Below are 25,813 nucleotides of genomic sequence, written 5' to 3'. Positions count from 1 at the left end.
AGGGAAGGGAAGGGGAAAGGAAGCGGAGCAGTGGGTTCCCCCTCCGCCCCTTCCCTTCCCTTCCCTTCCGGGGCGCCGCCCCGGACCCCGCTCCTCGAAGGCCGGGCGCCGTGCCTACAGCCCCGCCAGGGCGCGTTCCGCCTTCTTCACCAGACCGTCGGCTCCGCTCGTGCGGGCCAGAGTGAGGCCCTTGTTGAGTTCCGTCACCGAGCGGGAGGCGATGCCGTACTCGATGCGGGCCGCCGCGTGCTCGTACTGGCAGGGCGAGGCCTCCAGATAGGTGACCGCCTGCGCGGCCAGCCGGACGGCCCGCTGGCCGGTCTCCAGCGCGGCGGCGCAGCGGAGGGCCTCACCGATCGCCGTGTCGGTGCCGAACCGCTCGGCCTGGCGGCGCGCCTCGGCCGCGAGGGCCGCCGCACGGGACGGGTCCTCCGCGGCGAGCGCTCTGGCGAGGTCGACGGCCCAGGGCGCGAGCACCGTGTTGTGGTGACCGCGCGCGGTGGCCGCCTTCTCCGCCGCCTCCAGTTCGTTGACACCCTCCTTGGTGCGGCCGAGGGCGATCAGCAGGCGGCCGCGGACGGACCGGGTGTCCGGGAGGACGATCGTGGAGGGGTACGGCGGTGCGAAGCCGTAGCGTTCGGCGATCTCGGCGGCCTGCTGGACGTGACCACGCGCCAGCAGGGTGTCGATGAGACCGCAGGTCGCCGACCAGTACAGCGGCAGTCCGCGTCCGACGCGCTCCGCGAGCCGCAGGGACTCGCGCTGGTAGTGCTCGGCGTCGGCGAGACGGCCCCGGCGGCGGTGGGCGAGTCCGAGATAGGCGTTGGCCAGCGACAGATGGCCGCCGCTCCAGCCGGCCTTCACATAGGCGCGCAGGGCTTCGCTGAACAGGCTCTCGGCCCGGTCGAGCCGGTCGGCGTAGGCGTACGCGCTGCCCAGCATCAGCAGGAGTTCGACACCCCACTCGGTGTCGGTCCAGCCGAGTCCGGGTGCGAGGCGGCCGTTGACGAGGGCACGGTCGCAGAGTTCCACGACCTCCTCGGCGTTCTCGCCCCGGGTCATCGCGTCGAAGCCGCGCAGTATCAGCACGGCACGCTCGGAGTTGTCGCGGCCGGCGCAGGTCTCGGCGAGTTCCGCGAGGCCGCTGGAGTGTCCGGAACGCTCCTCGCCGGCGTGGATGCCCTCCCACATGTAGTGCACGGCCTGAAGCCGCATCCGGGCGGGTCCGGGCGTGAGCCGGTCCACCTCGGCGTCGACCGTGCGGACGGCCTCGTCGAGCTGGTTGTTGTGCAACAGCGCCTGGGAGAGCCGGAAGACGGCGTCCACGCGGACGGTGTCCTCCAGGCCGGGGCGTTCGAGCGCGGCGCGCAGGTGGCCGATGGTCGTGGACGGCGCGGTCAGGAGGGTGGCACAGCCCAGTTCGTAGAGCAGCAGCGCGTGCACCTCGGGCAGCGGCGGCTCCTGGAGCGCACGCTCCAGACAGCGCCGGGCTGCGTCCGGGGCGCCGACGGCGAGGTGTTCGCGGGCCGCCTCCCGCATCTGCTCGACGAGTTCGGGGTCGTCGTCCGGGTGCACTTCGAGGAGGTGGCGGGAGGCCGCCGCGGCGCCGCGTCCCGACTCGGTGACCGCCCAGGCGGCCTGCCCGTGCATGGCGGTGCGCAGGGCGTCCGGGATCGAGCGGTAGACGGCGGTCGCGATGAGCGGGTGCACGAACTCCAGGTCGCCCTCGGCACCGTGGCCGTTCGTGGACTGAGCGGTCGTCAGGATGCGTGCGGCACCCAGCAGTTCGGCGCAGCGCTGGGCCTCGTCGTCGGGCATTCCGGCGAGTTGGCCGGCGAGGTCGAGGGAGATGCCGGTGCCGAGGATGGCGGCCGCCCAGGCGAACCGGGTGGCGTCGATGCCGAGTCCTTCGAGGCGGGCGACGAGTCCGCGGCCGCGCGCCGAGCGGTTCAGGTCGCGCAGTTCGGCGGCCGAGCCCTCGCCCGGTTCGAGTTCGCTGTCCTGGACCTTGGCGAGCAGTTCCACGGTCTCGTAGGGGTTGCTGCCGGTGACCGCCCAGACCTCGCGGCAGAAGGGCGCGTCCGCGTGCTCCCCGAGCGTGGCCCGGGTGAGGCCCTCGGTCGCGACCGGGGTGAGCGCGCTCAGGGTGGAGATCGGGAGGGCCGCGGCGGCGACGGCGTCGAGCAGCCGGGCGCTCTCGCCGCTGACCCCGCCGGGCCTGCGGGCGACCACGACGAGGACGGACAGGTCGTCGAGGCGCTCGGCGAACGCGGCGAGCCAGCGCAGGGTCTCCTGGTCCGCCCAGTGCGCGTCGTCGATGAGCAGGACGAGCGGCCAGTCGCGCTTGGCGAGCCGGCGCACCGCGGCGACGAGTCCGTCGCAGACGCCCTGCGGGTCGGGCTGCCGGTCGCCCGGTTCGGTTATGCCGAGGGCGGGTCCCGCGATGTCGTACCAGTCGCCGAGGTACTCGCGCGCCTCCTCCGGAAGCAGCGAGACGAGGGCGGGCTGCAGCAGATGCCGTACGACGTTGAAGGGGACGGACGTGACGGTCTCGCCGCCGCGCGCCGACCACACCGAACAGCCGTTGCGTTCCGCGATGCGGCGCGCCTCGGCGAGGAGGGCCGTCTTGCCGAGGCCCGCGTCGCCGCTGAGCACGAGCAGACTGCCCGAGGTCGCGGAGTCCGCGCGCAGCGCCGTGATCGCCGCCTCGAGTGTGGCGACCTCCTCGTCGCGCTCCCACAGGGAGGCCGAGGCGACCGCTCCGGGCCGTACCTCCGTCATCCCGCTCCCTCCCCAAGGTCGCCCAAACGACGTACAGGGAACGAGCCTAGCCTTCTGGACGCCTCGGTGGAGGCGGGACCCGTCACCAGTTGCCGGGACGGGTGACGGCGAGGTATTGGAGGCGACGCCCCGGGGCCTCCGACGACCGTTGTGAAAGTTACCGACAGGCGACGGCCGGGGAAATGGCGCCAACTTTCCAACATCGTTTCGCCGCGGTCCGACCGTGACCGCTCCCCGCACGCCCCCGGGAGGAACCGGCATGAGCGCTCCCGCGCACGACTGCGACCTGCGCGCCGTCCGGCCCGGGCAGTTCCGCGGAGCCCTGTCGGCGGGATCCGTGGGCAACGTCATCGAGGGGGACGAGTCCCCGGCGGAGCGGACCCCGGTGCGGCTGGTCCCGAAGTGACCCGGCGGCCCGGGAGGGGAACCCTCTCATCCGCCTTTCACCCTGGGCTCATACGGTGGGCCCATGACGCAGGTGACTCCCCCCGGCTGGTATCCCGACCCCGGGCAGACAAGTGACGCTCCCGCCGCCGAGCGCTGGTGGGACGGTAGGACATGGACGGATCAGGTCCGCCCCGTCGGGTCGGCCGCCCCCTGGGGTCCCCCGGGGTACCCGCCGACGGGGCCCCATCCGGCACCGCCGGGTTCTCGCAGGCGCGGACTGCGCACGGGCATAGCGGTCGCCGCCGCCATCGCCGTGCTGGCGGGGATCGGCGGCGGCGTGTACGCCCTGACCAAGGACGACGGCGGCAGCTCCGCCTCCCGGAGCCCCGGTGGCCAGGTCGGCCCCGACGGCCGGGGCGGACCGAGCGGCGGTCCGAACGGGCAGGGCGGTTCCGGCGGCGAGGGCGGGTCCGGCGGCCCTGGTGGTGCTCCCGGGGACTCCGGAGGATCCGGCGGCTCCGGAGGCCCCGGCGAACAGAGCCCGGCGCCCGGCCAGTCGGGACAGCCGCAGACCGAGGCCGGCTACGCCACGGACTCCTACAACGGCATCAGCATCCCGGTGCCGGACGGCTGGACCGGCCAGGACGGCACGGGCAGCGCGACGGTCTCCACCAAGGACACGTACAAGTGCCCCGGCGACACCTCGCAGAAGTGCCAGCGCGGCGGCGCCTATTCGGCCCCCGCCAAGTTGCAGGGCCTGAAGGCGAAGACCGCTGAGGCGGCGGCCAAGGAGGACATCTCCAAGAACGCCACCGAGTCCTACGGCAAGGGCTACGGCTCGATCACCTCGCACAAGGAGCTGGCCTCCAAGGCGGTCACGGTGGCCGGGCAGAAGGGCTACCTGGTCCGCTGGAAGGTCGCGACGAGCAAGGGCGACGACGGGTACGTCGAATCGCTCGTCTTCCCCTCCCCCGCCGACACCACCTCGCTCGTCGTGGTCCGCTTCGGCGTCGACGTCGGTTCCAAGGCGCCCGAGCTGTCGACGATCGACACCATCACCAAGGGCATCAAGGTGGCCTCGGGAACCGGCGGCGACGGACAGAACGTGTAGCGGCAGGTCCCCCGGACATGGTTCGGCCGGGTGGAGCGCCCCTCCGCTCAAGGGGAACCCCACCCGGCCGGGGGGTGCGCGCCGCCCCCGTCCCCACGGTGCGGCGCGTGACAGGCCGTCGTCCGGTCATCCCGCGGACGGCGGCCTGAGTCTCAGGTCAGGCCCAGGGCAGGCAGCACGACCGCCTCCACGAACTGTGTGAGATACGCCGCGTCCGCGTACTGCCCCTCCAGGAGAGGGCGCACCCGCAGGACGCCGAGCATCTGGGCCGGTACGAACTCCAGCGCCGGATGGTCGGCGGCGATCTCACCGCGCTCGACGCCACGGGCGATCATCTGCCGCAGTTCGACGACCTCGGGTTCGACGAGCGCGTCGCGGAGCGCCTGCTGGAGCTCCTTGTCCTGCATCACGGCGTTGCCGAGGCCCTGGAGCAGCTGGGTGCTGTCCCGGCCGGCCCACTCGCCGGCGGCCCGGGCCGCCTCCCGCAGATCACCCGCGAGAGAGCCGGTGTCGATCCCCGTGAAACGCGGGCAGCGGTTGTTGCGCAGCGCGGCGGCCACGAACTGGGGCTTGGTCCGCCACTGGCGGTAGAGCGTGGACTTGCTGCAGCGGGTGCTGGCGGCGACGCCCTCCATGGTGAGCGCCTCGTAGCCGCATTCCCGGATCTGTTCGAGCACGGCGTCGAAGAACTCCTGCTCACGCTCGGGCGTGATCTTGGAGCGGCGCGAGGCGACGACCGTTTCCGGTCCGTCCGCGGCCTGCGACGTCATGGCGCTTCTCCTCGCTGCATCCGACGCGTGTGGGTGTCGTGCTGCACACACTCTAATCGATACGCCACTGTACCGGTACTGCTCCGTATCGGTACACTGGCGTATCGGTACACTGTCGTATCGATGAGCCTTGGACAGGATCCACTCCTCCGGACCGGACACCGAGTGGATCCTGTCCTGGGCTCACCGCGCACCACCCCACGCACGATCGTCAGCAAGGGGGCCGGGGGATGGATTCCCGAACCGAGCCTGCAGTTTCCACGTCAGCATCCGAGTCCGCGCCGGAACCGGAGCCACCCGACGCGGCCGAACCCGCCGGGGCGCCGCGCAGCGCGCTCGCGTGGGCGCACACCACCGCGCACCGCACCGGGCCCGACCTGCGCGACAGCGCCGCGCGGCCGCCGCTCGTACGCGAGGTGCTGCTCGTCGTCGGCCTCTTCGTCGTCTACAAGGTCGGCCGTCAGCTGGCCACCGGTCACACCGCGGAGGCGTTCACCAACGCCCACCGGGTGTGGGACGCGGAGCGCTCCCTCCACCTGCCGGGCGAAGGCGCCGTGCAGACCGCCCTGCTGCACAGCGACACCCTCGTGCACATCGCGAACACCTACTACGCGACCGTGCACTTCCCGGCCACCGCGGCCTTCCTGGTCTGGCTCTATCTGCGACGCCCCACGCACTACGTGTGGGCACGCCGGGTGCTCGCCCTGGTCACCGCGGCCGCCCTGGTCGGGCACCTCACCTTCCCCCTGGCCCCGCCGCGGCTGCTCGCCGAGTCCGGCCTCCTGGACACCGGGCAGCTGTACGGGCCCTCGGTCTACGGGGCGCACCCGGCGACCGACGCGATGGCGAACCAGTTCGCCGCCATGCCGTCACTGCACTTCGGCTGGGCGCTGATGGTCGCGATCGGGCTGATCGCGGCGACCCGGTCGCGCTGGCGCTGGCTGTGGCTGCTGCATCCGCTGGTGACGCTCGTGGTGATCGTCGGCACCGCGAACCACTACTGGCTCGACTCCGTCGTCGCGGCCGCGCTGCTCGGCGTCGCGCTCGCCGTGGTCCACGCGCCGCGCCGCACCGCGACGACCGCGGTCCGGGGCCAGGGGCACGGACGGACCAGGATCCCGGCGCAGGACCGGCCCGAGCTGGTCGGAGCGGGCCGATGAACCCGACCCTCGCCGCCATCGTGCTGTCCTTGTTCTCCGCGGTCGCCTACGCCGCCGCGGCCGTCGCCCAGGAGCGGCTCGCCGCCCGGTCGGGCGGCTCGGGCACCCTGCGCCTGCTGGCCGACGGTGCCTGGTGGTGGTCGGTGGTGCTGAACGCCGCGGCCGCGCTGCTGCACGTCGCCGCCCTCAAGTACGGAACGCTCACGCTGGTGCAGCCGCTCGGCGCGCTCACCCTGGTCGCCGCGGTCCCGCTGGGCGCGCGGGTCGCCGGCCGGAAGGTCAGCCCGGTGGAGTGGCGCGGTACGGCGCTCACTCTCATCGGCCTCGCGGCCCTGCTCGTCACGGCGTCCGGCCCTGCGCCCGACGACGTGCTCAGCCTGCCGCAGGCGCTGGGTGTGGCCGGTACGACCGCCGTGCTCATCGGCGCCCTGTCGCGCGGCGCGCGACCGGGGCTGCGGCACGCGACGGCTTCCGGTTTCGCGTCGGGTGTCGCCTCCGCCCTGACCCAGACCGTGACGGTGGCCGCGACGGACCGTTCGGACTCGCTGCTGAGCGCCCAGGTCGTCGTGGTGGCGCTGCTCGTGGCGGTCTTCGCGGCGGGCGGACTGCTGCTGTCGCAGACCGCCTATCAGGGTGGCCTCGGCGCACCGCTGGCGGTCGTGACCCTCGCCAATCCGCTGGCCGCCGCGGCGATCGGCCTGTCGCTGCTGGGCGAACGGCTGCAGGGCGGAGCGGCGGGGGTCCTGCTCGCCCTCGCCGGGGCTTCGGTGGCGGGCTGGGGTGTGGTGACACTGTCCCGCTCGGCTCCGGAACGCGCCGCGGTCGCGGCCGAACCGGCCGTCGACGAAGACCACCCGGTCGCGGCGGTGCTGGCGCTGGAACCGGGATCGGCGGCGTGCGAGCCGTCACTGCTGCCGCAGCAGCCCAGTCCCGGACACCTCACGTCGCTGTAGCGCGGGCGTCCCCGCGGTCCGGACGGACCGCGGGGCCGGGCGCCACAGCACCCCGTACCCCGGCACCCCGGCACCCCGGCACCCCGGCACCCCGGCGGGAAACGGAAGGGCGGTCGCGGAGAGATCCGCGACCGCCCTTCCGTGCTTACGGGCCACAGCGGCCCGGTCGGTTCATCCCAGTCCGCGGGAGTCCTGCTTGAGCGCCGTGTCGACGGTGAGCGCCGTCGCGACGACGAGACTCAGCAGGGGTTCGGGGAGCTGGAAGTGGATCTGCAGGACGTAGTTGTCCGCGGTCGTGAACATGGTCTTGGCGAGGCCTTCCCAGGTCTTCGTGATCCGGGCGACCTCGTTGTCGGCGTGGTCCACGATCGCGAAGTTCCAGGCCCGCCAGTTCTCCGCCTTGATCGCGCCGACCTGCTGTCCGTTGGCGTTGATCGCGAAGTTGATCTTGCCGAACATGTTCTGCTGGACGATCTCCCCGACCGGCGAACCGTCCGGACGCGTCACGATCACCCGCGACTTGATGAACTTCGCGGGACGGGTCAGCAGCAGCTGCGGCTGCCCGTGCGCGTCACGGATCTCCAGCTTGTGGGTCATGTACTGGTCGAGGCTGGAGACGAAGCGCAGGATCTTCTTGAAGGCGTTCTGCCCGACCTGGACGACCGAGCCGATCAGGTTGCCCTGCTGGTCCATGACCTTGTACTCGTTGGTCAGCTCGATCAGCTTGGCCTTCTGGTTCACCACCAGGACCGGCTCGGTGAACAGGCTGCCGCCGCCGGCGCCGCCCGCGGCGACTCCGGCCTGCTGCTGCACCTGACGCTGGACGCGCGGGTCGGAAGCCGGCGCGGCCTGCTGGGGGAACGCCTGCTGCGGCGCCTGGGCCTGCTGCGGAACCTGCTGCGCGGCCGAGGCCTGCTGGTCCGCATTCGTGTGGTCGGTCCACTGCGATCCGTCCCAGTAACGCACCGTCTGGGGCGTTCCGTTCGGGTCCGGGTACCAACCTGCAGGAGTGTTCGAATGCGTGGTCACCGGGGCACACTACCGTGACATGGCCGGAAATCAACCGGCGGTCGAGCGGCCATCAGACGGTGACGAGAGCCGGGTCACTGACGCCCGCCCGGCCGTTCTCGACATGTCCGGCGAATCGCCGCAGGAAGCCCGCGTCCGTGTCGGAGGCCACGCTCAGGTCGTACCAGCGCTTGCTCGCCCGCAGGTCCACCGTGTGCTTCACGGTCGCGCCCGGCTTCACCCGGAAGGCCTGGGCCTGCCCGCCGTACCGGCTGGTGAGCTTCAGGTTCGCGGCGGCCGTCCCCTTGTTGGTGAACGTCAGCTCCACGTCGTTGCCCGTGTGGCGGGCCGTGACCTCGGGGCCGGCGGTCCTGTTGGCGCCCTTGAAGCCGCGCAGGAACCCGTTCGGGCCGTGCACCGTGAGGTCGTACGAGCCGTTGGAGTACGCCGAGTTCCAGGTGTCGGCGACCGTCTTGCCGGCCTCGGTGGTGTACGTCCAGGGGCCGTCGGTGCGGTTTCCGGACGTGACGAGGAAGGCGGCGCCCGCCTTGGCGCCGGAGCCGAAGGTGAGCGTGAACGTCCCCGCACCGGTGTCCGCCGAACCGTCCACCAGCGGCGCGTACTTGAGCGGCCGGGCGGGACGCGAGCCGCGCTCCTGCTTGGGCAGCGCCGGGTTCGCCGGCGGGGTCGGCACGTAGTCGGGGTGACGGTCGTGGTCCGGCGGCAGGTAGCCGTCGGTGTCGGGCAGCGCGACCGGCCTGGTGTCCGTGTGCGTGAAGTCGAAGGCGGCGGTGAGGTCGCCGGTGATCGCGCGGCGCCAGGGCGAGATGTTGGGCTCGCGCACCCCGAAGCGGGTCTCCATGAACCGGATGATGGAGGTGTGGTCGAGCGTCTCGGAGCAGACGTAGCCGCCCTTGCTCCAGGGCGAGACGACGAGCATCGGCACCCGCTGGCCGAGTCCGTAGGGGCCCGCGGCGTGGCTCGCGTCCCCCTTGTACAGGTCGGGGCCGACGTCGACGGTGGACTTGCCCTGCGCGGCGGACTGCGGCGGGAACGGCGGCACCAGGTGGTCGAAGAAGCCGTCGTTCTCGTCGTAGGTGATGAACAGCGCCGTCCTGCTCCACACCTCGGGGTCGGAGGTGAGCGCGTCGAGGACCTGGGAGATGTACCAGGCGCCGTAGTTCGCGGGCCAGTTGGGGTGTTCGGTGAACGCCTCGGGGGCGGCGATCCAGGAGATCTGCGGCAGCGTGCCGCCCTGCACGTCGGCCCGCAGCCGGTCGAAGAAGCCCTCGCCCTTGCGCGCGTCGGTGCCGGTGCGCGCCTTGTCGTAGAGGGGGTCGCCGGGCTTGGCGTCGCGGTACTGGTTGAAGTACAGCAGCGAGTTGTCACCGTAGTTGCCGCGGTAGGCGTCGGAGATCCAGCCCCAGGAACCGGCCGCGTCGAGACCGTCGCCGATGTCCTGGTAGATCTTCCAGGAGACGCCGGCCGCCTCCAGCCGCTCGGGGTACGTCGTCCAGCTGTAGCCGGCCTCGTCGTTGCCGAGGACCGGGCCGCCGCCCTTGCCGTCGTTGCCCGTGTAACCCGTCCACATGTAGTAGCGGTTCGGGTCCGTCGAGCCGATGAAGGAGCAGTGGTACGCGTCGCAGACGGTGAAGGAGTCGGCCAGCGCGTAGTGGAACGGGATGTCCTCACGCGTCAGATAGGCCATCGTCGTGGCCGACTTGGCGGGCACCCACTTGTCGTACCTGCCCTTGTTGAAGGCGGTGTGGCCGTCGCTCCAGCCGTGGGGGAGGTCCTGGATGAAGGCCAGCCCGAGGTCGTCCGCCTCGGGGTGGAAGGGGAGCACGTCCTTGGTGCCGTCCGACTGGTACCAGACGGACTTGGTGCCCGTCGTGGTCGCCGGGCGCGGGTCCCCGAAACCGCGGACGCCCTTCAGAGAGCCGAAGTAGTGGTCGAACGAGCGGTTCTCCTGCATCAGGACGACGATGTGCTCGACGTCCTCGATCGTGCCGGAGCGGTGCTGCGCGGGCAGGGCCGCGGCGCGCTGGATGCTGTTCGACAGCGCGGTGAACGCCGCTGTGCCACCGGCGAGCTGGAGGAATCGGCGCCGATTCACGTGGGGCATGAGTGATTGACCTCTTTGTCCTGACGGGTGGGGCCGGATGTGACGGAAGGTGCGCGAAAGGAGTGTTCCAAGAGCACCAAACGTCAGGGAAGGGCCCTGTGGCTCTTGCGTGAAACTCGGAGGTACGCGAGGCGAACGGTTCCGGACAGGTCGTCGGACGACGCGGTGACCGGGCGCCGGAGCGCGGTCCCGGGCCGGCGGAGGCCGGGACCGTCACGCGATGCCGGTGCCGCGGACCAGCAGCAGCGCCACGTCGACCACGGCGACGGCGACGGCCGCCGCGAACGCGGCCCGTTCCCGGCGACGGCCCAGGACCGTCCCCGCCACGGCCACCAGGGCGGCCGCCGCGAGCGCCGCGATCCCGCGTCCGCCGGGCGGTCCGGCCGGTCCCAGCACCAGCGTGGCGGACGCGGCGACCAGCGGTACCGGCAGCAGCAGCCGGGCGCCGTCCGGACCGAGCCGGTGCGGCCATCCCCGTACTCCGATCGCCAGATCACCGCGGATGTCCGGCAGGACGTCGCCGAGATGGGCGCCGATCCCGAGCAGCGCCCCCGCGGTCACCGCCCACCAGGCCGGCCACGGCCCGCCCGGCAGCCCCAGCGCCACGAACGCGGGCAGCGCCGCGAACCCCACCGCGTACGGCACCCAGGACCAGACGGTCGCCTTGAGCCGCAGGTCGTACGCCCAGGCCGCCGCGACTCCGGTCAGGTGGACGGCGCCCGCGAGGAGTCCGCAGGCGAACGACAGCGGCACGCAGAGCGCCAGCGCCGTGTACGCGGCCACCCACACCTCGGCCACCCGGACGGTGCCGTCGACGACGGGTTTGCCCTGGCGGCCCGCGGCGAGGTCCCGGTGCGCGTCGAACGCGTCGTTGCACCAGCCGACGGACAACTGCCCGGTCAGCACGGCGAGAGCGGTCAGTACACAGCGGGCCGCGCTCTGGCCCGCCGTCACGGCGAGCGCGGTCGTCAGGGCGGTGACCGCCACGACGGGCCCGGGGTGGCAGGACCCGATCAGCCCGGCCGTCCGGCCGGCCCACCCCGCCTCCGGGTGACCTGTCCTCGACTGCCCGGGAGTGCCCACGCGGCCGATCGTAGGCGCGCCCGCCCCGCACCGGCCGGATGCGCGCCCGACGGTGCGAACGTCCGTCCGGGCAGAGCCGCCGGACGGGCGATCCCTGGTGGCGCGGGCGCGGCCCGGGGAACAGGTGCAGGCATCCACCCAGTCGGTCACCGGACGGGAACCACATGACGCGGATCGCCGCCGTTCACGGCGCCCTCGCACCCCACCGTCACGCCCAGTCCGCGATCACCGACATAGTGGCGCGCACCTGCCTGCCGGAGGGCGCCGACCGCCGGGTCCTGGACCGGCTGCACAGCAGCGCGCAGGTCCGCTCCCGCCACACGACGCTGCCGCTCGAACGGTACGGGGAGCTCGACGGGTTCGGCGCCGCCAACGACGTCTTCATCACGGCGGCCACCGACCTGGGCGCCAGGACGGTCCGGGAGGCGCTGCGCCGGTCGGGGTTCTCCCCCGCCGACGTGGACCTGCTCATCTTCACGTCGGTCACGGGGATCGCCACGCCGTCGATCGACGCCCGGCTGGTCGGCCGTCTCGGACTGCGCCCGGACGTCAAACGGCTGCCGCTGTTCGGCCTGGGCTGCGCCGGGGGCGCCGCCGGGCTGGCCCGTATGCACGACTACCTGCTCGGCCGGCCCGACCAGGTGGCGGTCCTGCTCTCCGTCGAGCTGTGCACGCTCACCTTCCAGCGCGACGACGCCTCGATGGCCAACCTCGTGGCCACCGGCCTGTTCGGGGACGGCGCCGCCGCGGTCGTGGCCTGCGGCGCGGACCGCGCCGCGGCGAGGGCCGGGAGCGCAGAGGGCACAGCGGGGCTCGCGAGCGACGGCCCGACCGTCATCGACACCCGCAGTCACCTGTACCCGGACACGGGAAGCGTCATGGGCTGGGAGATCAGGACCTCCGGCTTCCAGGTCGTCCTCGACCCGCGGGTCCCCGACGTGGTGCGGCGCTATCTCGCCGAGGACGTCGAGGGGTTCCTCGGCGACCACGGCCTGAAGCCGAAGGACGTGACCGCCTGGGTGTGCCACCCGGGTGGCCCCAAGGTCCTGCACGCCGTCACCGAGGCTCTCGACCTGCCGGAGGGCGCGCTGGATGTGACGTGGCGTCACCTGAAGGACGTCGGCAACCTGTCCTCGTCCTCGGTGCTCCACGTGCTGCGCGACACCCTCGCCGACCGCCGCCCGGCACCGGGCACCCCGGGTCTGCTGCTGGCGATGGGACCGGGCTTCGCCTGCGAACTCGTCCTGCTGCGCTGGTAGTGGCCCGTACCGCCGAAGGACACAGGAATCATGATCTGGTACGGACTTCTCGTGGCCGTCGTCGCCGCCGAGCGCGTCGCCGAACTCGTCGTCGCCCGCCGCAACGAACGCTGGAGCGTCGCGCGCGGCGCGACCGTCGCGGGGCAGGGCCACTACCCGGCGATGGTCGCCCTGCACACCGGCCTGCTGGCGGGGTGTCTCGTCGAGGTGTGGCGGGCCGGCCGGCCCTTCGTCCCCGCGCTCGCGTGGCCGATGCTGGCCGTGCTCGCGGCCGCCCAGGGCCTGCGCTGGTGGTGCATCCGCAGCCTCGGCCCGCGGTGGAACACGCGGGTGATCGTCGTCCCCGGTCTGCCGTTGGTGACGAAGGGCCCGTATCGCTGGCGGCGGCTGCGCCATCCCAACTACGTGGCGGTGGTCGCCGAAGGTGTCGCCCTCCCGCTCGTCCACACGGCGTGGGTCACCGCGGTCGTCTTCACCGTCCTGAACGCGGTGCTGCTCCGTGTGCGCATCCGCTGCGAGAACCGGGCGCTGGCGTCCGCCACCGCACCGGCCGCGACGGTGCCGGCGTGATCGACGTGCTGGTGGCGGGCGGCGGGCCGGCCGGGCTGGCCGCCGCCGCGCACGCCGCGCTCGCGGGCCTGGAGGCCGTCGTCGTGGAGCCCCGGGTCTCCCCCGTGGACAAGGCGTGCGGGGAGGGCGTCATGCCCAGCGGTGTCGCGGCGCTGCGGGCGCTGGGTGTCGAGGTGACGGGGCGGGACCTGCGCGGCATCCGGTACGTGGACGGGGCCGCCCGTGCGGAGGCGCCCTTCCGGGGGCGGCCGGGGCTGGGGATCCGCCGTACCGCGCTGCACGAAGCGCTGCACCGGCGCGCCCTCGGACTCGGCGTGCGCGTCGTGCAGGGCAAGGTCGGCGAGGTGCGGCAGGACGAGGACACGGTCACCGCCGCCGGGATCACCGCCCGCTGGCTGATCGCCGCCGACGGCCTGCACTCCCCCGTGCGCCGCGGACTCGGTCTGGAACGCGCCGCCCGGCCGCACGGCCGCTACGGGCTGCGCCGGCACTTCCGCGTCGAGCCGTGGACGGACTTCGTGGAGGTCCACTGGTCGCGGCACGGGGAGGCGTACGTGACGCCGGTGGCCGACGACCTGGTGGGCGTCGCCGTCCTCAGCCGTACCCGTCGCCCGTACGACGACCACCTCGCCGAGTTCCCGGCCCTCGCGGCCTCGCTGCGCGGCCCCGCCGACACGAGTGTGCGGGGCGCCGGGCCGCTGCTCCAGCGTGTGCGGCGCCGGGTCGCGGGCCGTGTGCTGCTCGTGGGGGACGCGGCGGGATACCTCGACGCCCTGACGGGCGAGGGCGTCGCGCTCGCGGTGGGGACCGCCGGAGCCGCCGTCCGCTGTCTCGCCGCGGGACGCCCTCAGGAGTACGAGCACGCCTGGGTAAATCTGACACGCCGTCATCGTCTGCTGACGGGGGCACTGTTGAGGGCGAGCAGTCGCCCGGGGGCGGCCCGCCTCATCGTCCCGGCGGCCTCCCGGATGCCCCCGCTCTTCGCGGCGGCGGTCCGGGCACTCCAGTAGCGCACCCGGGTCACAGCGGCTCCACCGGCCGCCGATCCGGCACGGACGGGGCCAAGGCACGTTGTTCCGGGCCCTGTCGGAGGGGTCGGCACCTGTGATAATCGACCTGCATGCCGAAGACGTCTCCCGGCGAAGCCGACGCCGACCGCCCGCCCCCACGGACCCGGCTGGGCCGCGCGCTGCGTGATTCGCCCGTCGGACGGGGCTGGCGGCGGAGCACAGAGATCGAGCTGGCGTCGCGATCGCTGGGCTTCGCCGCACTCGGATTCCTCACCCTGGTGCCGCTGTTGATCGTCGTCTCGGCGGCGGACCCGGCGCACGGGCGGGGGTTCGCCGAGTGGCTGGGGGACGGTCTCGGTGTGTCCCGGCCCGCGCGGGAACAGGTCGCGCGGTTGTTCACGCGGCCCGGTCAGGTCCTGCAGACCACGACGGCCTTCGGCCTCGCCGCCCTCGCCGTCTTCGGTCTCGGTTTCGGTGCGGCGGTGCAGACGGGCTACGAGAAGGTCTGGGACCTGACCCCGGCCCGCTGGTACGCCAGATGGCGCCATGTGCTCTGGCTCGCCGTGCTGGTCGGCTCGCTCTTCCTGACCGCCACGACCACCCTGTGGCGCCACTCGGCCGCCGGAACGCTGGCCGCGACGCTGAGCGCCGTCCTCTTCTTCTGGTGGTCGCAGTGGGTACTGCTCGGCGGCCGGATCTCCTGGCCGGCGCTGCTGCCGGGCGCGGTCCTGACCGCCCTCGGTCTGCTGGGCCTGCGCGTCTTCTCCCGCCTCGTGTTCTCACCCCTGATCGCCTCCAGCGCCGTCACCTACGGCCCTTTCGGCACCGCCCTGGTCGTCCAGTCCTGGCTGGTCGGCGTGGGAGTCGTCGTGTTCGACGGTGCCCTGGTGGGACGGCTCCTGCACGAGGAACTCCCGTCGGTGGCCGAGGCGGTGAGGAGACGCAGGGCCGGTCGCAGGGAGGGATGACGGGCGGACGCCGCGCGCGCCGAGGGCCGCGTGCCGGGAGCGCCGGGGGCCGGTCGCCGCGAAGGCGCGGGCGGTCACCCGGTCTCTTCGACGTCCTCGAAGGCGCCCCGTGGTCGTCGGGGTCGGGCGGACCCGGCGGCCGCGCCCTCCTGGGGCCTGCCGCGGAGCGGGCACGTCTTCCGCCGGACGGAAGTGGTGTTGCGGGGCCGCGGAGTCCGTCCCGACGATGACGCCACCACCCAGAGACGGGAGCCGCTCCATGCCGCACACGACCTCCTTCGCCAGGAACCAGTGGTACGTCGTCGCCTACACCTACGAGGTGGGGCGCGAACTGCTCGGCCGGACGGTCCTCGGGGAGCCGCTCGTCCTCTACCGCAGCGAGGAGGACGGGACCGCCGTCGTCCTGTCGGACCGGTGTGTGCACCGCCGCTTCCCGCTCTCCGAGAGCCGGCTCGACGGCGACCGGATCATCTGCGGCTACCACGGCTTCACCTACGACACGACCGGGACGTGCGTGTACGTGCCGGGGCAGAAACGGATACCGCGCACCGCCCGGGTCGCCGCCTACCCGGTCGTCGAGCAGGACCTGTTCGTCTGGGTGTGGATCGGCGACCCGGCGCTCGCCGACCCGGACGCGGTGCCGCGCGCCCGGCACATGGACGCGCCGGAGTGGACGACGGTCAGCGGCATGGAACCCATCGACGCCGACTACGGCCTCCTCGTGGACAACCTCCTCGACCTCTCCCACGAGACGTATCTGCACGGCGGGTACATCGGGACGCCCGAGGTGGCGGAGACCCCGATCTCCACCGAGGTCGACGAGGGCGCGGGGATCGTGCGGGTCTCGCGGCACATGGACGACGCCGAGTGCCCGCCCTTCTACGCCCGTTCGACCGGCATCGAGGGCCGCATCACCCGCTGGCAGGACATCGAGTACCACGCGCCGTGTCTCTATCTGCTGCACAGCAGGATCGCGCCGGTCGGCGTGGCGCCGGAGCCGGACGGCAGCGACCCGAACGCCTTCCACACCGAGATCACGTACGCCATCACACCGTCCGCCGACGGCGCGGTGTACGACTTCTGGGCCGTGTCGCGGGACTTCGCCCGTGAGGACGAGGAGGTCACCGCCTTTCTGCGGGAGTTCAACCACACGGTGGTGATGCAGGACGTCGACGCGCTCAACCTCCTCCAGCGGACACTCGGCACCGAACGCTCCGGCTACCAGGAGCTGAGCATCAACATCGACACCGGCGGCCTCGCCGCCCGCCGCATCCTGGCCCGGCTGGCCGAGGAGGGCGACAAGCCGGTGGAGAAGGCGCTGTGAGCGGCCCGGCCGGGGAGATCTACCGCGTGGACTGGCTGCCGGGCACGGACGTGCTGCACGGCACCTGCCACTGCGGCGCCGAGCACACCGCCGAGGACCCGGTCGCGATGTGGGAGTGGATGCTCGCCCATCCCGAGGGGCACGAGACCGGCGGAGCGGGGGACGGCGGTTCATGAACACGTACGAGGCCGAACTCGTCGTCGCACGGCGGGAGTCCGTCGCCGACGAGGTGGTCGCCCTGACCCTGCGCGACCCCCGGGGCGCGGAACTCCCGCCCTGGCGGCCGGGAGCACACGTCGATGTGGTCCTCGAACCCGGCCTGGAACGCCAGTACTCCCTGTGCGGGGACCCGGCGGAGCGCCGGGAGTGGCGGATCGCGGTACTGCGGGAGCCGGACGGCCGGGGCGGATCCGCCCATGTCCACGGGCGGTTGACGCAAGGGTCGTTGGTCCGGGTCCGGGGACCGCGCAACCACTTCGTTCTCGCGCCCGCGCCGCGCTACCGGTTCGTGGCGGGTGGCATCGGCATCACACCGATCCTGCCGATGCTCGCCGCCGCCGACGCGGCGGGCGCGGAGTGGACGCTGCTGTACGGCGGACGCTCCCGCGGATCCATGGCGTTCACCCAGGAGTTGGCGCGGTACGGGCAGCGGGTCACGCTGGCGCCGCAGGACGAGTCGGGTCTGCTGGATCTCGCCCCCGTGCTGGACGGCGTCTCCGACGGCACCCTCGTCTACTGCTGCGGTCCGGGTCCGCTCCTCGACGCGGTGGAGGCGGCCTGCCCGGCGGAGGTGCTGCGCGTCGAGCGGTTCCGGCCCGGGCCCCAGGAGACGTGCGGGGAGGCGGAGTTCGAGGTCGTACTGGAGCGGTCCGGGCGGAGCGTGACCGTCGTCCCCGGGGTCTCGGTGCTCGACGCCGTGCGCGCGGCCGGCGTCGAGGTGCTCTTCTCCTGCACCCAGGGCACCTGCGGGACCTGCGAGACGGACGTGCTCGACGGCACGCCGGACCACCGGGACGCGGTGCTCTCGGACGAGGAACGGGAGTCCGGCGAGACGATGCTCATCTGTGTGTCCCGCTGCCGGGGGAAGAGGCTCGTGCTGGACCTGTGACCCGGAGGTCCGCCTCGATCCGCCCGACCGTGGCCAGCAGGTGGGGCAGCAGGTCGCGGCGGACGGAGTCCAGGGTGTTGCGGCTGGCGTGCACGGGGATGTTCACGGCGGCCACGACCACGCCGTCCCGGTCCCGCACCGGGGCGGCGACCGACCGCAGGCCCTCCTCCAGCTCCTGGTCGACGATGGCGTAGCCCTGCCGGCGCACCCGGCGCAGCTCCGTGCGCAGGCGGTCCGCCGACACGAGGGTCCGCGCGGTGAGGGGCCGCAGGTCGGCGCGGGCCAGCCGGATGTCGGTCTCCTCGTCCGTGAGATGCGCGAGGATCACCCGGCCCACGGAGGTGACGTGGGCGGGGAAGCGGGTGCCGACGGTGATCGTCGCCGCCATGATGCGCCGGGTGGGGACCCGCGCGACGTACACGACGTCGTCGCCGTCGAGGACGCACAGGGAGCTCGACTCCCCTACCGTGTCGGCGAGTTGTTCCAGATGGGGCAGGGCGATCTCGGGGAGGGTGAAGCCGCTGAGGTAGGCGTAGCCGAGTTCCAGGACGCGTGGGGTGAGCCGGAAGGTCCGGCCGTCCGTGTGGACGTAGCCGAGGTCGGCCAGGGTGAGCAGGAACCGGCGCGCCGCCGCGCGGGTCAGGCCGCAGCCCCGCGCGACCTCACTGAGGGTCAGTTCGGGCCGGTCGGCGCCGAAGACACGGATCACGGCCAGCCCGCGTTCGAAGGACCGGACGAAGTGGGGTGCTCGGGCAGCCGCGGGCATCGTCGCCTCCAGAGGGACGCGCGGAGCACTCCCCGCGCGACCGGGAGCACGCTTCGACAACTGTCAACAATATTGTCAGCCAGAGCCATTGACCCGGCTCCGGCGGGGTTCTACCTTCGCGCTGTGCACCATTGTGCGGTCTGCGCACAACCTGTCGGAACACTTACGTCTGCACAGGAGGAGCCATGCGTCGTCTGCTCGCCGGTATCGCGGTCGGAGCCCTTCTGGTCGCCGCGTCGGCCTGCGGTTCGTCCGACGGCGGTGGCGCCTCGGACAAGAACGCGTCGTCCGGCGGCACCACCACGGTCAAGCTGGGTGTCATCCCCATCGTCGATGTCGCCCCCGTCTATCTGGGCCAGAAGAAGGGCTTCTACGCCAAGCACGGACTGAAGCTGTCGCTGACGACGGCGCAGGGCGGCGCCGCGATCGTGCCGGGGGTCGTCTCGGGCCAGTTCCAGTTCGGCTTCTCCAACATGACCTCACTGATGGTCGCCCAGTCGAACAACGTTCCCGTGCGCGCCATCGCCAACGGTGTGGCCTCGACGGGCGTCACGGGCGAGGACTTCGGCGCCATCACGGTCAAGAAGGGCAGTGCGATCAGCTCGCCGAAGCAGCTGGAGGGCAAGAAGGTCGCCGTCAACACCCTCAAGAACATCAACGAGACGGCCGTGCGGGAGTCCGTGCGCAAGGCGGGCGGCGACCCGGCGAAGGTGAAGTTCGTCGAGCTGGCCTTCGACCAGATGCCCGCGGCCCTCGACAGCGGCCAGATCGACGCCGCCATGGTGGTCGAGCCCGCGCTCGCCACGGTCACGAGCCAGGGCGCCACCCAGATCGCCTCGTCCCTGGTCGACGTCGCCAAGAACCTCACCGTCGCGGTGTACTTCACCTCGAACCAGTACGCGCGGCAGCACCCCGACACCGTCAAGAAGTTCCAGGCGGCTACGGCCGAGTCCCTCGCCTACGCCGACACCCACCCGGACGAGGTCCGCGCGATCGTCACCACGTACACGAAGATCCCGGCGGCCGTCCTCGCGAAGGTGACGCTGCCGAAGTGGCCGGCCCGGGCGAACCGCGCGTCGATCGAGGCACTGGAGCAACTCGGGCAGCAGGACGGGCTGTTCAAGACCGCGCCCGACCTGGACAAGCTGCTGCCGTGAAGCGGAGGCGACCACATGCGGGCGGCGCCGCCGCGCGGGTCCCGAACGCCGTGCTCGGCGCCGCCGGGCTCGCGGCCTTCCTCGCCCTCGGCGAGGTGGTGCCGCGGCTCGGCATCGTCAAGGAGCGGTATTTCCCGCCCACCAGCCGCATCGCCGGCGCGCTCGTCGACGAGATCGGCGACCGCGCCTTCTGGACGGACCTCGGCGACACCCTCACCGGCTGGGCCCTCGGCCTCGCCATCGCGGTCGGGGCGGGCATCGTCGCCGGGGTGACCGTGTCGGTGGTGCCGTATCTGCGGGAAGCGACCGCCTCGACGATCGAGTTCCTGCGCCCCATCCCCTCGGTGGCCCTCATCCCGCTCGCCGTGCTCCTCTACGGCACCGAACTGCGGTCGGTGCTGCTCCTCGTGGTGTACGCCTCCTTCTGGCAGGTCCTCGTCCAGGTCATGTACGGCGTGCGGGACGTCGACCCGGTGGCCGAGGAGACGGCGCGCTCGTACGGACTCGGCGCCTGGGCGCGGGTGCGCCACGTCCTGTGGCCGACGGCCCTCCCCTACGTGATGACCGGCGTCCGGCTCGCCGCGTCCGTCGCCCTGATCCTCACCGTGACCGCCGAACTCGTCATCGGCGCACCGGGGCTGGGGGCACGTATCGCGGTCGCCCAGACCTCGCAGGCGGTCCCCGAGATGTACGCGCTCATCGTCGTCACGGGTCTGCTCGGACTGCTCATCAATGTGGGGGCCCGGTCGGTGGAGCGGCACGCGCTGGCCTGGCACCAGTCGGTGCGCGGGGAGGTGGCGGTGTGACGGACGTGCCCACCGGCCGCAGCCGGCCGAAGAGGGGAAGGGCCCTCCTGCCGCGGGCGCTGTTCGTCGTCGCGCTCCCCGCCCTGCTCGTCGCCGTGTGGTGGCTCGCCTCGGACGGCAGCACGAACGTGTACTGGCCACCGCTGCGCACCATCCTGCGGACGTTCCCGGACGTCTGGACGGGCGACCGGCTCCGCGCCGACCTGCTGCCCAGTCTGCTGCGGCTCCTCGCCGGCTACGCGGTGGCCGGCGTCGCCGGGATCGCCCTCGGCACGCTCATCGGCTCGTACCGGACGGTGCGGGCCGTGTGCGAACCCGTCCTGGAGTTCCTGCGCGCGGTGCCACCGCCCGTCCTCGTCCCCGTCATCATGCTGTTCGCCGGGATCGGCGACACCATGAAGATCGTGGTGATCGCGAGCGGCTGCGTCTGGCCGGTCCTGCTCAACACGGTCGAGGGGGTGCGGGCCGTCGACTCCGTGATGTCCGAGACGGCCCGCTCGTACGGGATCACCGGCCCGGCGCGGATGCGCGCGGTGGTGCTGCCCGCGGCGAGCCCGCAGATCTTCGCGGGGCTGCGCCAGGCGCTGTCCATCGGGATCATCCTGATGGTCATCAGCGAGATGTTCGCGGCCAGCAACGGTCTCGGCTTCACCATCGTGCAGTTCCAGCGCGGTTTCGCGATCCCCGACATGTGGACCGGGATCCTCGTCCTCGGTCTGCTCGGGTTCCTTCTCTCGGTCGTCTTCCGGCTCGTGGAGCGCCGGGTGCTCGGCTGGTACCACGGTCTGCGGGACTCCTCCCGGCGGTCCCCGTGACGACGCTCGCGAAAGGGCGGTCCATGCACGCGTCTCTGGTCGTCACCGGCCTGCGGAAGGTCTACGAGGGGGCGGGGCGCCGGGTGGAGGCGGTCCGCGACCTCACCTTCACGGTGGACACGGGTGAACTCGTCTGTCTGGTCGGCCCGTCGGGCTGCGGCAAGACGACCCTGCTCAAGTGCATGGCCGGGCTGCTCACCCCGACGGCGGGCGAGGTGCGGCTCGCCGGTCGCCCGGTGAGCGGGCCGCCGCCCGGCATGGCCTTCGTCTTCCAGGAGTACGGGCGCAGCCTCTTCCCCTGGATGCGGGTCGGCGAGAACGTCGAACTGCCCCTGAGGCAGAAGAGGCTGGGCAGGGGCCGGCGGCGCGAACTGGTCGCCGACGCGCTGGAGTCCGTCGGGCTGTCGGACGCGGCCGGCGCCTATCCGTGGCAGTTGTCCGGCGGGATGCAGCAGCGGGTCGCCATCGCCCGGGCCCTGGCCTACGAGCCCGAGGTGCTGCTGATGGACGAGCCGTTCGCGGCGGTCGACGCGCAGACCCGCGCCGACCTGGAGGACCTGGTGCGCCGGCTGTGGCGGGAGCGCGGGATGACCATCCTGTTCGTGACCCACGACATCGACGAGGCGGTCTATCTCGGCGAGAGAGTCCTGATCCTTTCGGCCTCCCCCACCGTGGTGCGGGAGCAGCTGACGGTGGATCTGCCGGACGAGCGGGACCAGTTGCACACGCGCGTGGCCCCGCGCTTCGCCGAGCTGCGGACCCATGTGTACGAGCAGATCCAGGCGGCGAAGCGCGGGGAGGTCCTCACGAGGACGGATACGCCTCCACTTCGCTGAGCTGCGCCGCGGGCCAGCCGGTGTTCGCCGTGACGTTCAGCCGGAGGTAGCGTAGGCTCGTGCCGGCCGGCAGCGGGATCGTCACGGTGTTGCCGCTTGCCGGGTCGAAGCGGTAGCCCTGCGAGCCGGCCACCGTGGAGTAGCCGGAGCCGTCCGTGCTGCCCAGCACGGACAGGGTCTGGGTGCGGGCGGCCCAGGCCGTGGCGGGCGGCAGCTTCAGGACGACGCGACGGACCGCCTGGGCGGAGCCGAGGTCCACCGTGAGGGCCTGCGGGAAGGCGTTGTTGCTCGACTCCCAGTAGCTGTTGGCGTCCCCGTCGACGGCTCTGCCGGGGGTGTAGACGTCCTGGGAGCCGGTGGCGGTGGCCGGCCGGCCCTTGGCCAGGTTGGCGTTCTGGTCCGGCGGCGGGGTTCCCTGTCCGGGCTGCGGCCAGGCCGAGCAGTTCGACCAGGTGCTGCTCCAGCCGGAGTTGCCTCCGCCGTCGGTGAGGGTGAAGGTGCCCGAGCCGCTCGGGTAGGGGCAGTTGTAGATGCCGGCCGCGCCGACGCCGGTGGCCTGGACGTTGCTGAACTTCGCGGAGCCCGGTGTCTCGGCCTGGACGACGACCGTCCCGGTGTTCTTCACGGTCGCCCCGGTCACGTTGATGCGGGACGTCGCGTATCCGCGGCCGCCGCCGGAGACGAACTCGAAGGCGCTGTACGGACTGTCGGTGATGGTCGTGTCGGTGATGTCGACGCTCGCGTTGATCGCGCTGTCGTAGGAGTCGACCCGCAGCGCGCCCATCGGGTGGCCCCAGTTGGGGTTGACCGCCCCGGTGCGTACCAGGGTGTTGCCGTCGACGGTGATGGTGCCGGCGAGCGGGGAGAAGGGGTCGAGGAACTTCTGGTTGGAGACGGCGATGCCGCTGCCGAGGGCGTTGGTGTCGGACACCAGGTTGTTCTTGACGCTGATGTCGGTGCCGCCGTAGATCGCGATGCCGTTGGCGAGGTTGGGCTGCGAGATGGTGTTGCTCTCGAAGCTGGAGTTGCTGTCGGCGCCGTTCAGCGACCACATGGCGAGCGAGTCGTCCCCCTGGTTGCGCAGGAAGTTGTTGCTCACGCGGACGCCGTGCGCGTTGCCGTTGAGGTTGAGGCCGTCGGCGGTGGTGTCGAGGATGCGGTTGTTCTCCACCACGAGGTTGTCGTTGTTGCCGGTCAGCCAGAGGCCGACCTTGAGGTGCTGGATCCACATCCCGGAGACCGAACTGCCGGGTCCGAGGGAGCCGTTGACGAAGTTGTCCGGGTTGGAGTCGACGCGCTCGGTGACCTCGCCGATGACGGCGAAGTTCTTGAGGTGGACACCGCCGGAGGAGCCGCCCTGGTCGATGAAGCGGGACGCGTGGACGACGGAGTACCAGCCGCCGGCGCCCTGGAGGGTCACGTTCTGGACGCCGCTGAGCGAGGACGTCACCCGGTAGTCGCCCGGCGGGATCCACACGACGCCGCCCTGGGCGGCGGAGATGGCGTCCCGGAAGGCCTGGGTGGAGTCGCCCTGCCCGCTGGGGTCCGCGCCCTTGTCGGTGACGGACACCGATCCCGCGGGCCGGGCCGCGGCGGCGGCGACCTGTTCGAAGTCCGCCACGTCGACGGTGACCTGGGTCGAGGCGGCCTGGAAGGCGATCTTGTCGCCCGCCTGGACGTTCTGGCCCAGGAGCAGCCGGGCGTTGTCGAAGAAGTGGTGCTGCTTGGCGCCGGCGATCCAGGACGTGTCCACGTAGGAGTACTTGGAGGTGACCGGGAGCGTCTTGGGGATCCTGGTTCCGTTGACATACACCTCGAGCGTCCCCGACTGCCCGTCGGGGACGCTGTAGGAGACGTTCACGGCGTTGGCCGCGCGCGGGGCGGTGAACTCGACGCGCTGGCCCGCGGACAGGCGGACGGCCTGCCGGCCGGAGGCCTCCGAGGCGAGGCTGCCCTGGGTGTAGTCGGGGCCGATCCTCGTACCCGTCGTGGTGGCCGACTCCGCCTCGACCGAGGTGAAGGGGAGACTCGCGCCGGCCGCCGCCACCGCGGCGTGGGCCGTGGTGGCGGCGAGCGTCCCGGCGGCGAGGGCGACGGCCGCGGCGCAGGCGAGGGGCACGCGTCCGACGCGTCCGGCAGTGCTGCTGTGCATGTGCTGATCCCTTCGAGGTGGGGGTGGGGGCAGCGGTGCGCGGTCCGGCGGCGTCAGGCGCGCAGCCACACCGCCGTGTCCGGTGGGAGGAATCCGTCCGCGTCCAGCGCGGCGCTGCCGAGCAGGAGTTCGGAGTGCTCCGGGAGTTCGACCGGTCCGTCGGCCAGGTTGACGACGCAGAGCAGGCCGTCGGTGCGGGCGAAGGCGAGGACGCCCTCGGGTGCGGGCAGCCAGGTGAGCGGGCCGTCGCCGAATCCGGGTTCGGCGCGGCGGATGCCGAGGGCGGTCCGGTACAGGCTCAGCATCGAGTCGGGGTCCTCGGCCTGCCGGTCGGCCGCGTAGGCGGGCCAGTCGGCGGGTTGCGGGAGCCACGGGTCGCCGCCGAACCCGGCGTGCGGCGCCTCGGCCTGCCAGGGCAGGGGCACCCGGCATCCGTCGCGGCCCGGGTCGGTTCCGCCGGAGCGGAGGTACATCGGGTCCTGGATGCTCTCCAGCGGCAGTTCGACCTCGGGCAGGCCGAGTTCCTCGCCCTGGTAGACGTACACGGAGCCGGGCAGGGCGAGCGAGAGCAGGGCGGCGGCCCGGGCCCTTCGGGTGCCGAGGGCGAGATCGGTGGGGGTGCCGAAGGCCTTGGCGGTGAACTCGAAGCCGGTCTCGGTGCGGCCGTAGCGGGTGACCGTGCGGGTCACATCGTGGTTGCACAGCACCCAGGTGGCCGGCGCCCCGACGGGCGCGTGCTCCGCGAGGGTGTCGTCGATGGAGGTACGCAGCCGTGCCGCGTCCCAGGGGCAGGACAGGAAGGAGAAGTTGAACGCGGTGTGCAGCTCGTCCGGACGCAGGTAGCGGGCGAAGCGCTCGGTGTCGGGGAGCCAGACCTCGCCGACGAAGACCCCGTCGTAGGCGTCGGCGACCGACCGCCAGGAGCGGTAGATGTCGTGCAGGTCGTCGCGGTCGACGTACGGGTTCGGGTCGACGCCCTCGACGTAGTCCGGCAGCTCGGGGTCCTTGGCGAGCAGCGCGGCCGAGTCGATGCGGACGCCCGCGACGCCCCGGTCGAACCAGAAGCGGAGGATCTCCTCGTGCTCCTGCCGGACGGCCGGGTGGTCCCAGTTGAGGTCCGGCTGCTCGGGGGTGAAGAGGTGGAGGTACCAGTCGCCGTCGGGCAGCCGGGTCCACACGGGTTCGGTGGAGCCGGCGAACTGGGAGGGCCAGTCGTTGGGCGGGAGTTCGCCGTTCTCGCCGCGGCCGGGGCGGAAGTGGAACAGGTCGCGTTCCGGGCCGCCCGCGAGGGCCGCCTGGAACCACGGGTGCTGGTCGGACACGTGGTTGGGCACGATGTCGACCAGGGTGCGGATGCCCAGTTCACGGGCCTCGGCGATGAGCTTCTCCGCCTCGGCGAGCGTCCCGAAGGCCGGGTCGATGGAGCGGTAGTCGGCGACGTCGTAGCCGCCGTCGGCCATGGGCGAGCGGTACCAGGGGTTGAACCACAGTGCGTCCACGCCGAGTTCGGCGAGATAGGGAAGTCTGGCGCGGACACCCGCGAGGTCGCCGGTGCCGTCGCCGTCGCCGTCCGAGAAGCTGCGGACGTACACCTGGTAGATGACGGCGGATCGCCACCACGCGGACTGATTTCGGGCAGGGCGGGGCTGTCCCACGGTGCGATG

At 72.4% G+C, this 25,813-nt stretch carries 23 protein-coding genes; 15 read left to right on the top strand and 8 right to left on the bottom strand.

Going from position 1 to position 25,813, the window contains the following annotated elements; translation table 11 throughout:
• Positions 1–114: 114 nt before the first annotated feature.
• The gene (locus B0675_RS21145; protein ID WP_081220374.1) at positions 115–2,781 is read right to left on the bottom strand and encodes an AAA family ATPase; all 2,667 of its coding nucleotides are present in this window, start codon (positions 2,779–2,781) and stop codon (positions 115–117) included.
• A gap of 259 nt (positions 2,782–3,040) precedes the next feature.
• Here B0675_RS21145 and B0675_RS41400 point away from each other — a divergent pair, with 259 nt between their 5' ends.
• Together B0675_RS41400 and B0675_RS21140 are read left to right on the top strand one after the other, a co-directional pair.
• Positions 3,041–3,187 carry a hypothetical protein gene (locus B0675_RS41400; RefSeq protein ID WP_179165335.1) on the top strand — a complete coding sequence of 49 codons (147 nt, stop codon included), beginning with the start codon at positions 3,041–3,043 and terminating at the stop codon, positions 3,185–3,187.
• A gap of 63 nt (positions 3,188–3,250) precedes the next feature.
• Entirely contained in the window at positions 3,251–4,279 is a 1,029-nt protein-coding gene (locus B0675_RS21140) for a DUF2510 domain-containing protein (protein ID WP_081220373.1), read from the top strand.
• A 152-nt stretch (positions 4,280–4,431) separates the two neighbouring features.
• Here the strand turns inward: B0675_RS21140 and B0675_RS21135 are convergent, their stop codons facing one another.
• Positions 4,432–5,049, bottom strand: coding sequence for a TetR/AcrR family transcriptional regulator (locus B0675_RS21135; RefSeq protein WP_081220372.1), 618 nt, complete (start codon positions 5,047–5,049; stop codon positions 4,432–4,434).
• 230 nt (positions 5,050–5,279) lie between these two features.
• On the opposite strand from B0675_RS21135, the gene B0675_RS21130 reads away from it, so the two are divergent.
• Complete coding sequence (locus tag B0675_RS21130) at positions 5,280–6,209, top strand: phosphatase PAP2 family protein (protein ID WP_081220371.1); 930 nt, start codon at positions 5,280–5,282, stop codon at positions 6,207–6,209.
• Entirely contained in the window at positions 6,206–7,162 is a 957-nt protein-coding gene (locus B0675_RS21125) for a hypothetical protein (RefSeq protein WP_081220370.1), read from the top strand. The genes B0675_RS21130 and B0675_RS21125 overlap by 4 nt, the downstream gene beginning before the upstream one ends.
• 171 nt (positions 7,163–7,333) lie before the next feature.
• Here the strand turns inward: B0675_RS21125 and B0675_RS21120 are convergent, their stop codons facing one another.
• From B0675_RS21120 to B0675_RS21110, 3 genes are all read right to left on the bottom strand, one after another.
• Entirely contained in the window at positions 7,334–8,191 is an 858-nt protein-coding gene (locus tag B0675_RS21120; protein WP_081220369.1) for a phospholipid scramblase-related protein, read from the bottom strand.
• Positions 8,192–8,243: 52 nt separating this feature from the next.
• The gene (locus B0675_RS21115) at positions 8,244–10,295 is read right to left on the bottom strand and encodes a phospholipase C, phosphocholine-specific (RefSeq protein WP_081220368.1); all 2,052 of its coding nucleotides are present in this window, start codon (positions 10,293–10,295) and stop codon (positions 8,244–8,246) included.
• 213 nt (positions 10,296–10,508) lie between these two features.
• Complete coding sequence (locus B0675_RS21110; protein ID WP_081220367.1) at positions 10,509–11,378, bottom strand: UbiA family prenyltransferase; 870 nt, start codon at positions 11,376–11,378, stop codon at positions 10,509–10,511.
• Between the two features lie 164 nt (positions 11,379–11,542).
• On the opposite strand from B0675_RS21110, the gene B0675_RS21105 reads away from it, so the two are divergent.
• The 7 genes from B0675_RS21105 (at position 11,543) to B0675_RS21075 (ending at position 17,617) form a co-directional block, all read left to right on the top strand.
• Positions 11,543–12,637, top strand: coding sequence for a 3-oxoacyl-[acyl-carrier-protein] synthase III C-terminal domain-containing protein (locus B0675_RS21105; protein WP_081220366.1), 1,095 nt, complete (start codon positions 11,543–11,545; stop codon positions 12,635–12,637).
• Between the two features lie 30 nt (positions 12,638–12,667).
• On the top strand, positions 12,668–13,207 hold the full coding sequence (locus B0675_RS21100; RefSeq protein WP_081220365.1) for an isoprenylcysteine carboxylmethyltransferase family protein: 540 nt from the start codon (positions 12,668–12,670) through the stop codon (positions 13,205–13,207).
• The gene (locus B0675_RS21095) at positions 13,204–14,217 is read left to right on the top strand and encodes an FAD-dependent monooxygenase (RefSeq protein ID WP_081220364.1); all 1,014 of its coding nucleotides are present in this window, start codon (positions 13,204–13,206) and stop codon (positions 14,215–14,217) included. Before B0675_RS21100 ends, B0675_RS21095 begins: the two co-directional genes overlap by 4 nt.
• Positions 14,218–14,327: 110 nt before the next feature.
• Positions 14,328–15,185 (top strand): YhjD/YihY/BrkB family envelope integrity protein, encoded by an 858-nt coding sequence (locus tag B0675_RS21090; protein WP_081220363.1) that lies wholly within the window; start codon positions 14,328–14,330, stop codon positions 15,183–15,185.
• 259 nt (positions 15,186–15,444) lie between these two features.
• Complete coding sequence (locus B0675_RS21085; RefSeq protein WP_081220362.1) at positions 15,445–16,509, top strand: aromatic ring-hydroxylating dioxygenase subunit alpha; 1,065 nt, start codon at positions 15,445–15,447, stop codon at positions 16,507–16,509.
• Positions 16,506–16,685, top strand: coding sequence for a hypothetical protein (locus tag B0675_RS21080; RefSeq protein WP_081220361.1), 180 nt, complete (start codon positions 16,506–16,508; stop codon positions 16,683–16,685). Before B0675_RS21085 ends, B0675_RS21080 begins: the two co-directional genes overlap by 4 nt.
• Positions 16,682–17,617 (top strand): PDR/VanB family oxidoreductase, encoded by a 936-nt coding sequence (locus tag B0675_RS21075; protein ID WP_081220360.1) that lies wholly within the window; start codon positions 16,682–16,684, stop codon positions 17,615–17,617. Before B0675_RS21080 ends, B0675_RS21075 begins: the two co-directional genes overlap by 4 nt.
• Here the strand turns inward: B0675_RS21075 and B0675_RS21070 are convergent.
• Positions 17,568–18,383, bottom strand: coding sequence for an IclR family transcriptional regulator C-terminal domain-containing protein (locus B0675_RS21070; RefSeq protein ID WP_081220359.1), 816 nt, complete (start codon positions 18,381–18,383; stop codon positions 17,568–17,570). The genes B0675_RS21075 and B0675_RS21070 overlap by 50 nt on opposite strands.
• A 185-nt stretch (positions 18,384–18,568) precedes the next feature.
• Between B0675_RS21070 and B0675_RS21065 the strand changes: the two genes are divergently transcribed.
• Genes B0675_RS21065 through B0675_RS21050 form a run of 4 tightly spaced genes read left to right on the top strand, consistent with a single transcriptional unit; the run spans position 18,569 to position 21,997 of the window.
• Positions 18,569–19,540, top strand: a complete 972-nt coding sequence (locus B0675_RS21065; RefSeq protein ID WP_081220358.1) for an ABC transporter substrate-binding protein — start codon at positions 18,569–18,571, stop codon at positions 19,538–19,540.
• Positions 19,537–20,346 (top strand): ABC transporter permease, encoded by an 810-nt coding sequence (locus B0675_RS21060; RefSeq protein ID WP_241539831.1) that lies wholly within the window; start codon positions 19,537–19,539, stop codon positions 20,344–20,346. Before B0675_RS21065 ends, B0675_RS21060 begins: the two co-directional genes overlap by 4 nt.
• 5 nt (positions 20,347–20,351) lie before the next feature.
• Positions 20,352–21,161 carry an ABC transporter permease subunit gene (locus B0675_RS21055; protein ID WP_081221921.1) on the top strand — a complete coding sequence of 270 codons (810 nt, stop codon included), beginning with the start codon at positions 20,352–20,354 and terminating at the stop codon, positions 21,159–21,161.
• Between the two features lie 23 nt (positions 21,162–21,184).
• Positions 21,185–21,997 (top strand): ABC transporter ATP-binding protein, encoded by an 813-nt coding sequence (locus B0675_RS21050; RefSeq protein WP_081220356.1) that lies wholly within the window; start codon positions 21,185–21,187, stop codon positions 21,995–21,997.
• Here the strand turns inward: B0675_RS21050 and B0675_RS21045 are convergent.
• Both B0675_RS21045 and B0675_RS21040 read right to left on the bottom strand, forming a co-directional pair.
• On the bottom strand, positions 21,966–24,149 hold the full coding sequence (locus tag B0675_RS21045) for a discoidin domain-containing protein (protein WP_081220355.1): 2,184 nt from the start codon (positions 24,147–24,149) through the stop codon (positions 21,966–21,968). The two genes, B0675_RS21050 and B0675_RS21045, sit on opposite strands and share 32 nt — an antisense overlap.
• 53 nt (positions 24,150–24,202) lie before the next feature.
• On the bottom strand, positions 24,203–25,804 hold the full coding sequence (locus tag B0675_RS21040) for a glycoside hydrolase family 13 protein (RefSeq protein WP_081220354.1): 1,602 nt from the start codon (positions 25,802–25,804) through the stop codon (positions 24,203–24,205).
• Positions 25,805–25,813 lie beyond the last annotated feature (9 nt).

The sequence above is a fragment of the Streptomyces sp. M41(2017) genome, assembly GCF_002078175.1.
Taxonomy (GTDB): Bacteria; Actinomycetota; Actinomycetes; order Streptomycetales; family Streptomycetaceae; genus Streptomyces.
The sequence above is the reverse complement of the archived record's forward strand: the minus strand, read 5'-3'. Positions and strand labels throughout refer to the sequence as shown.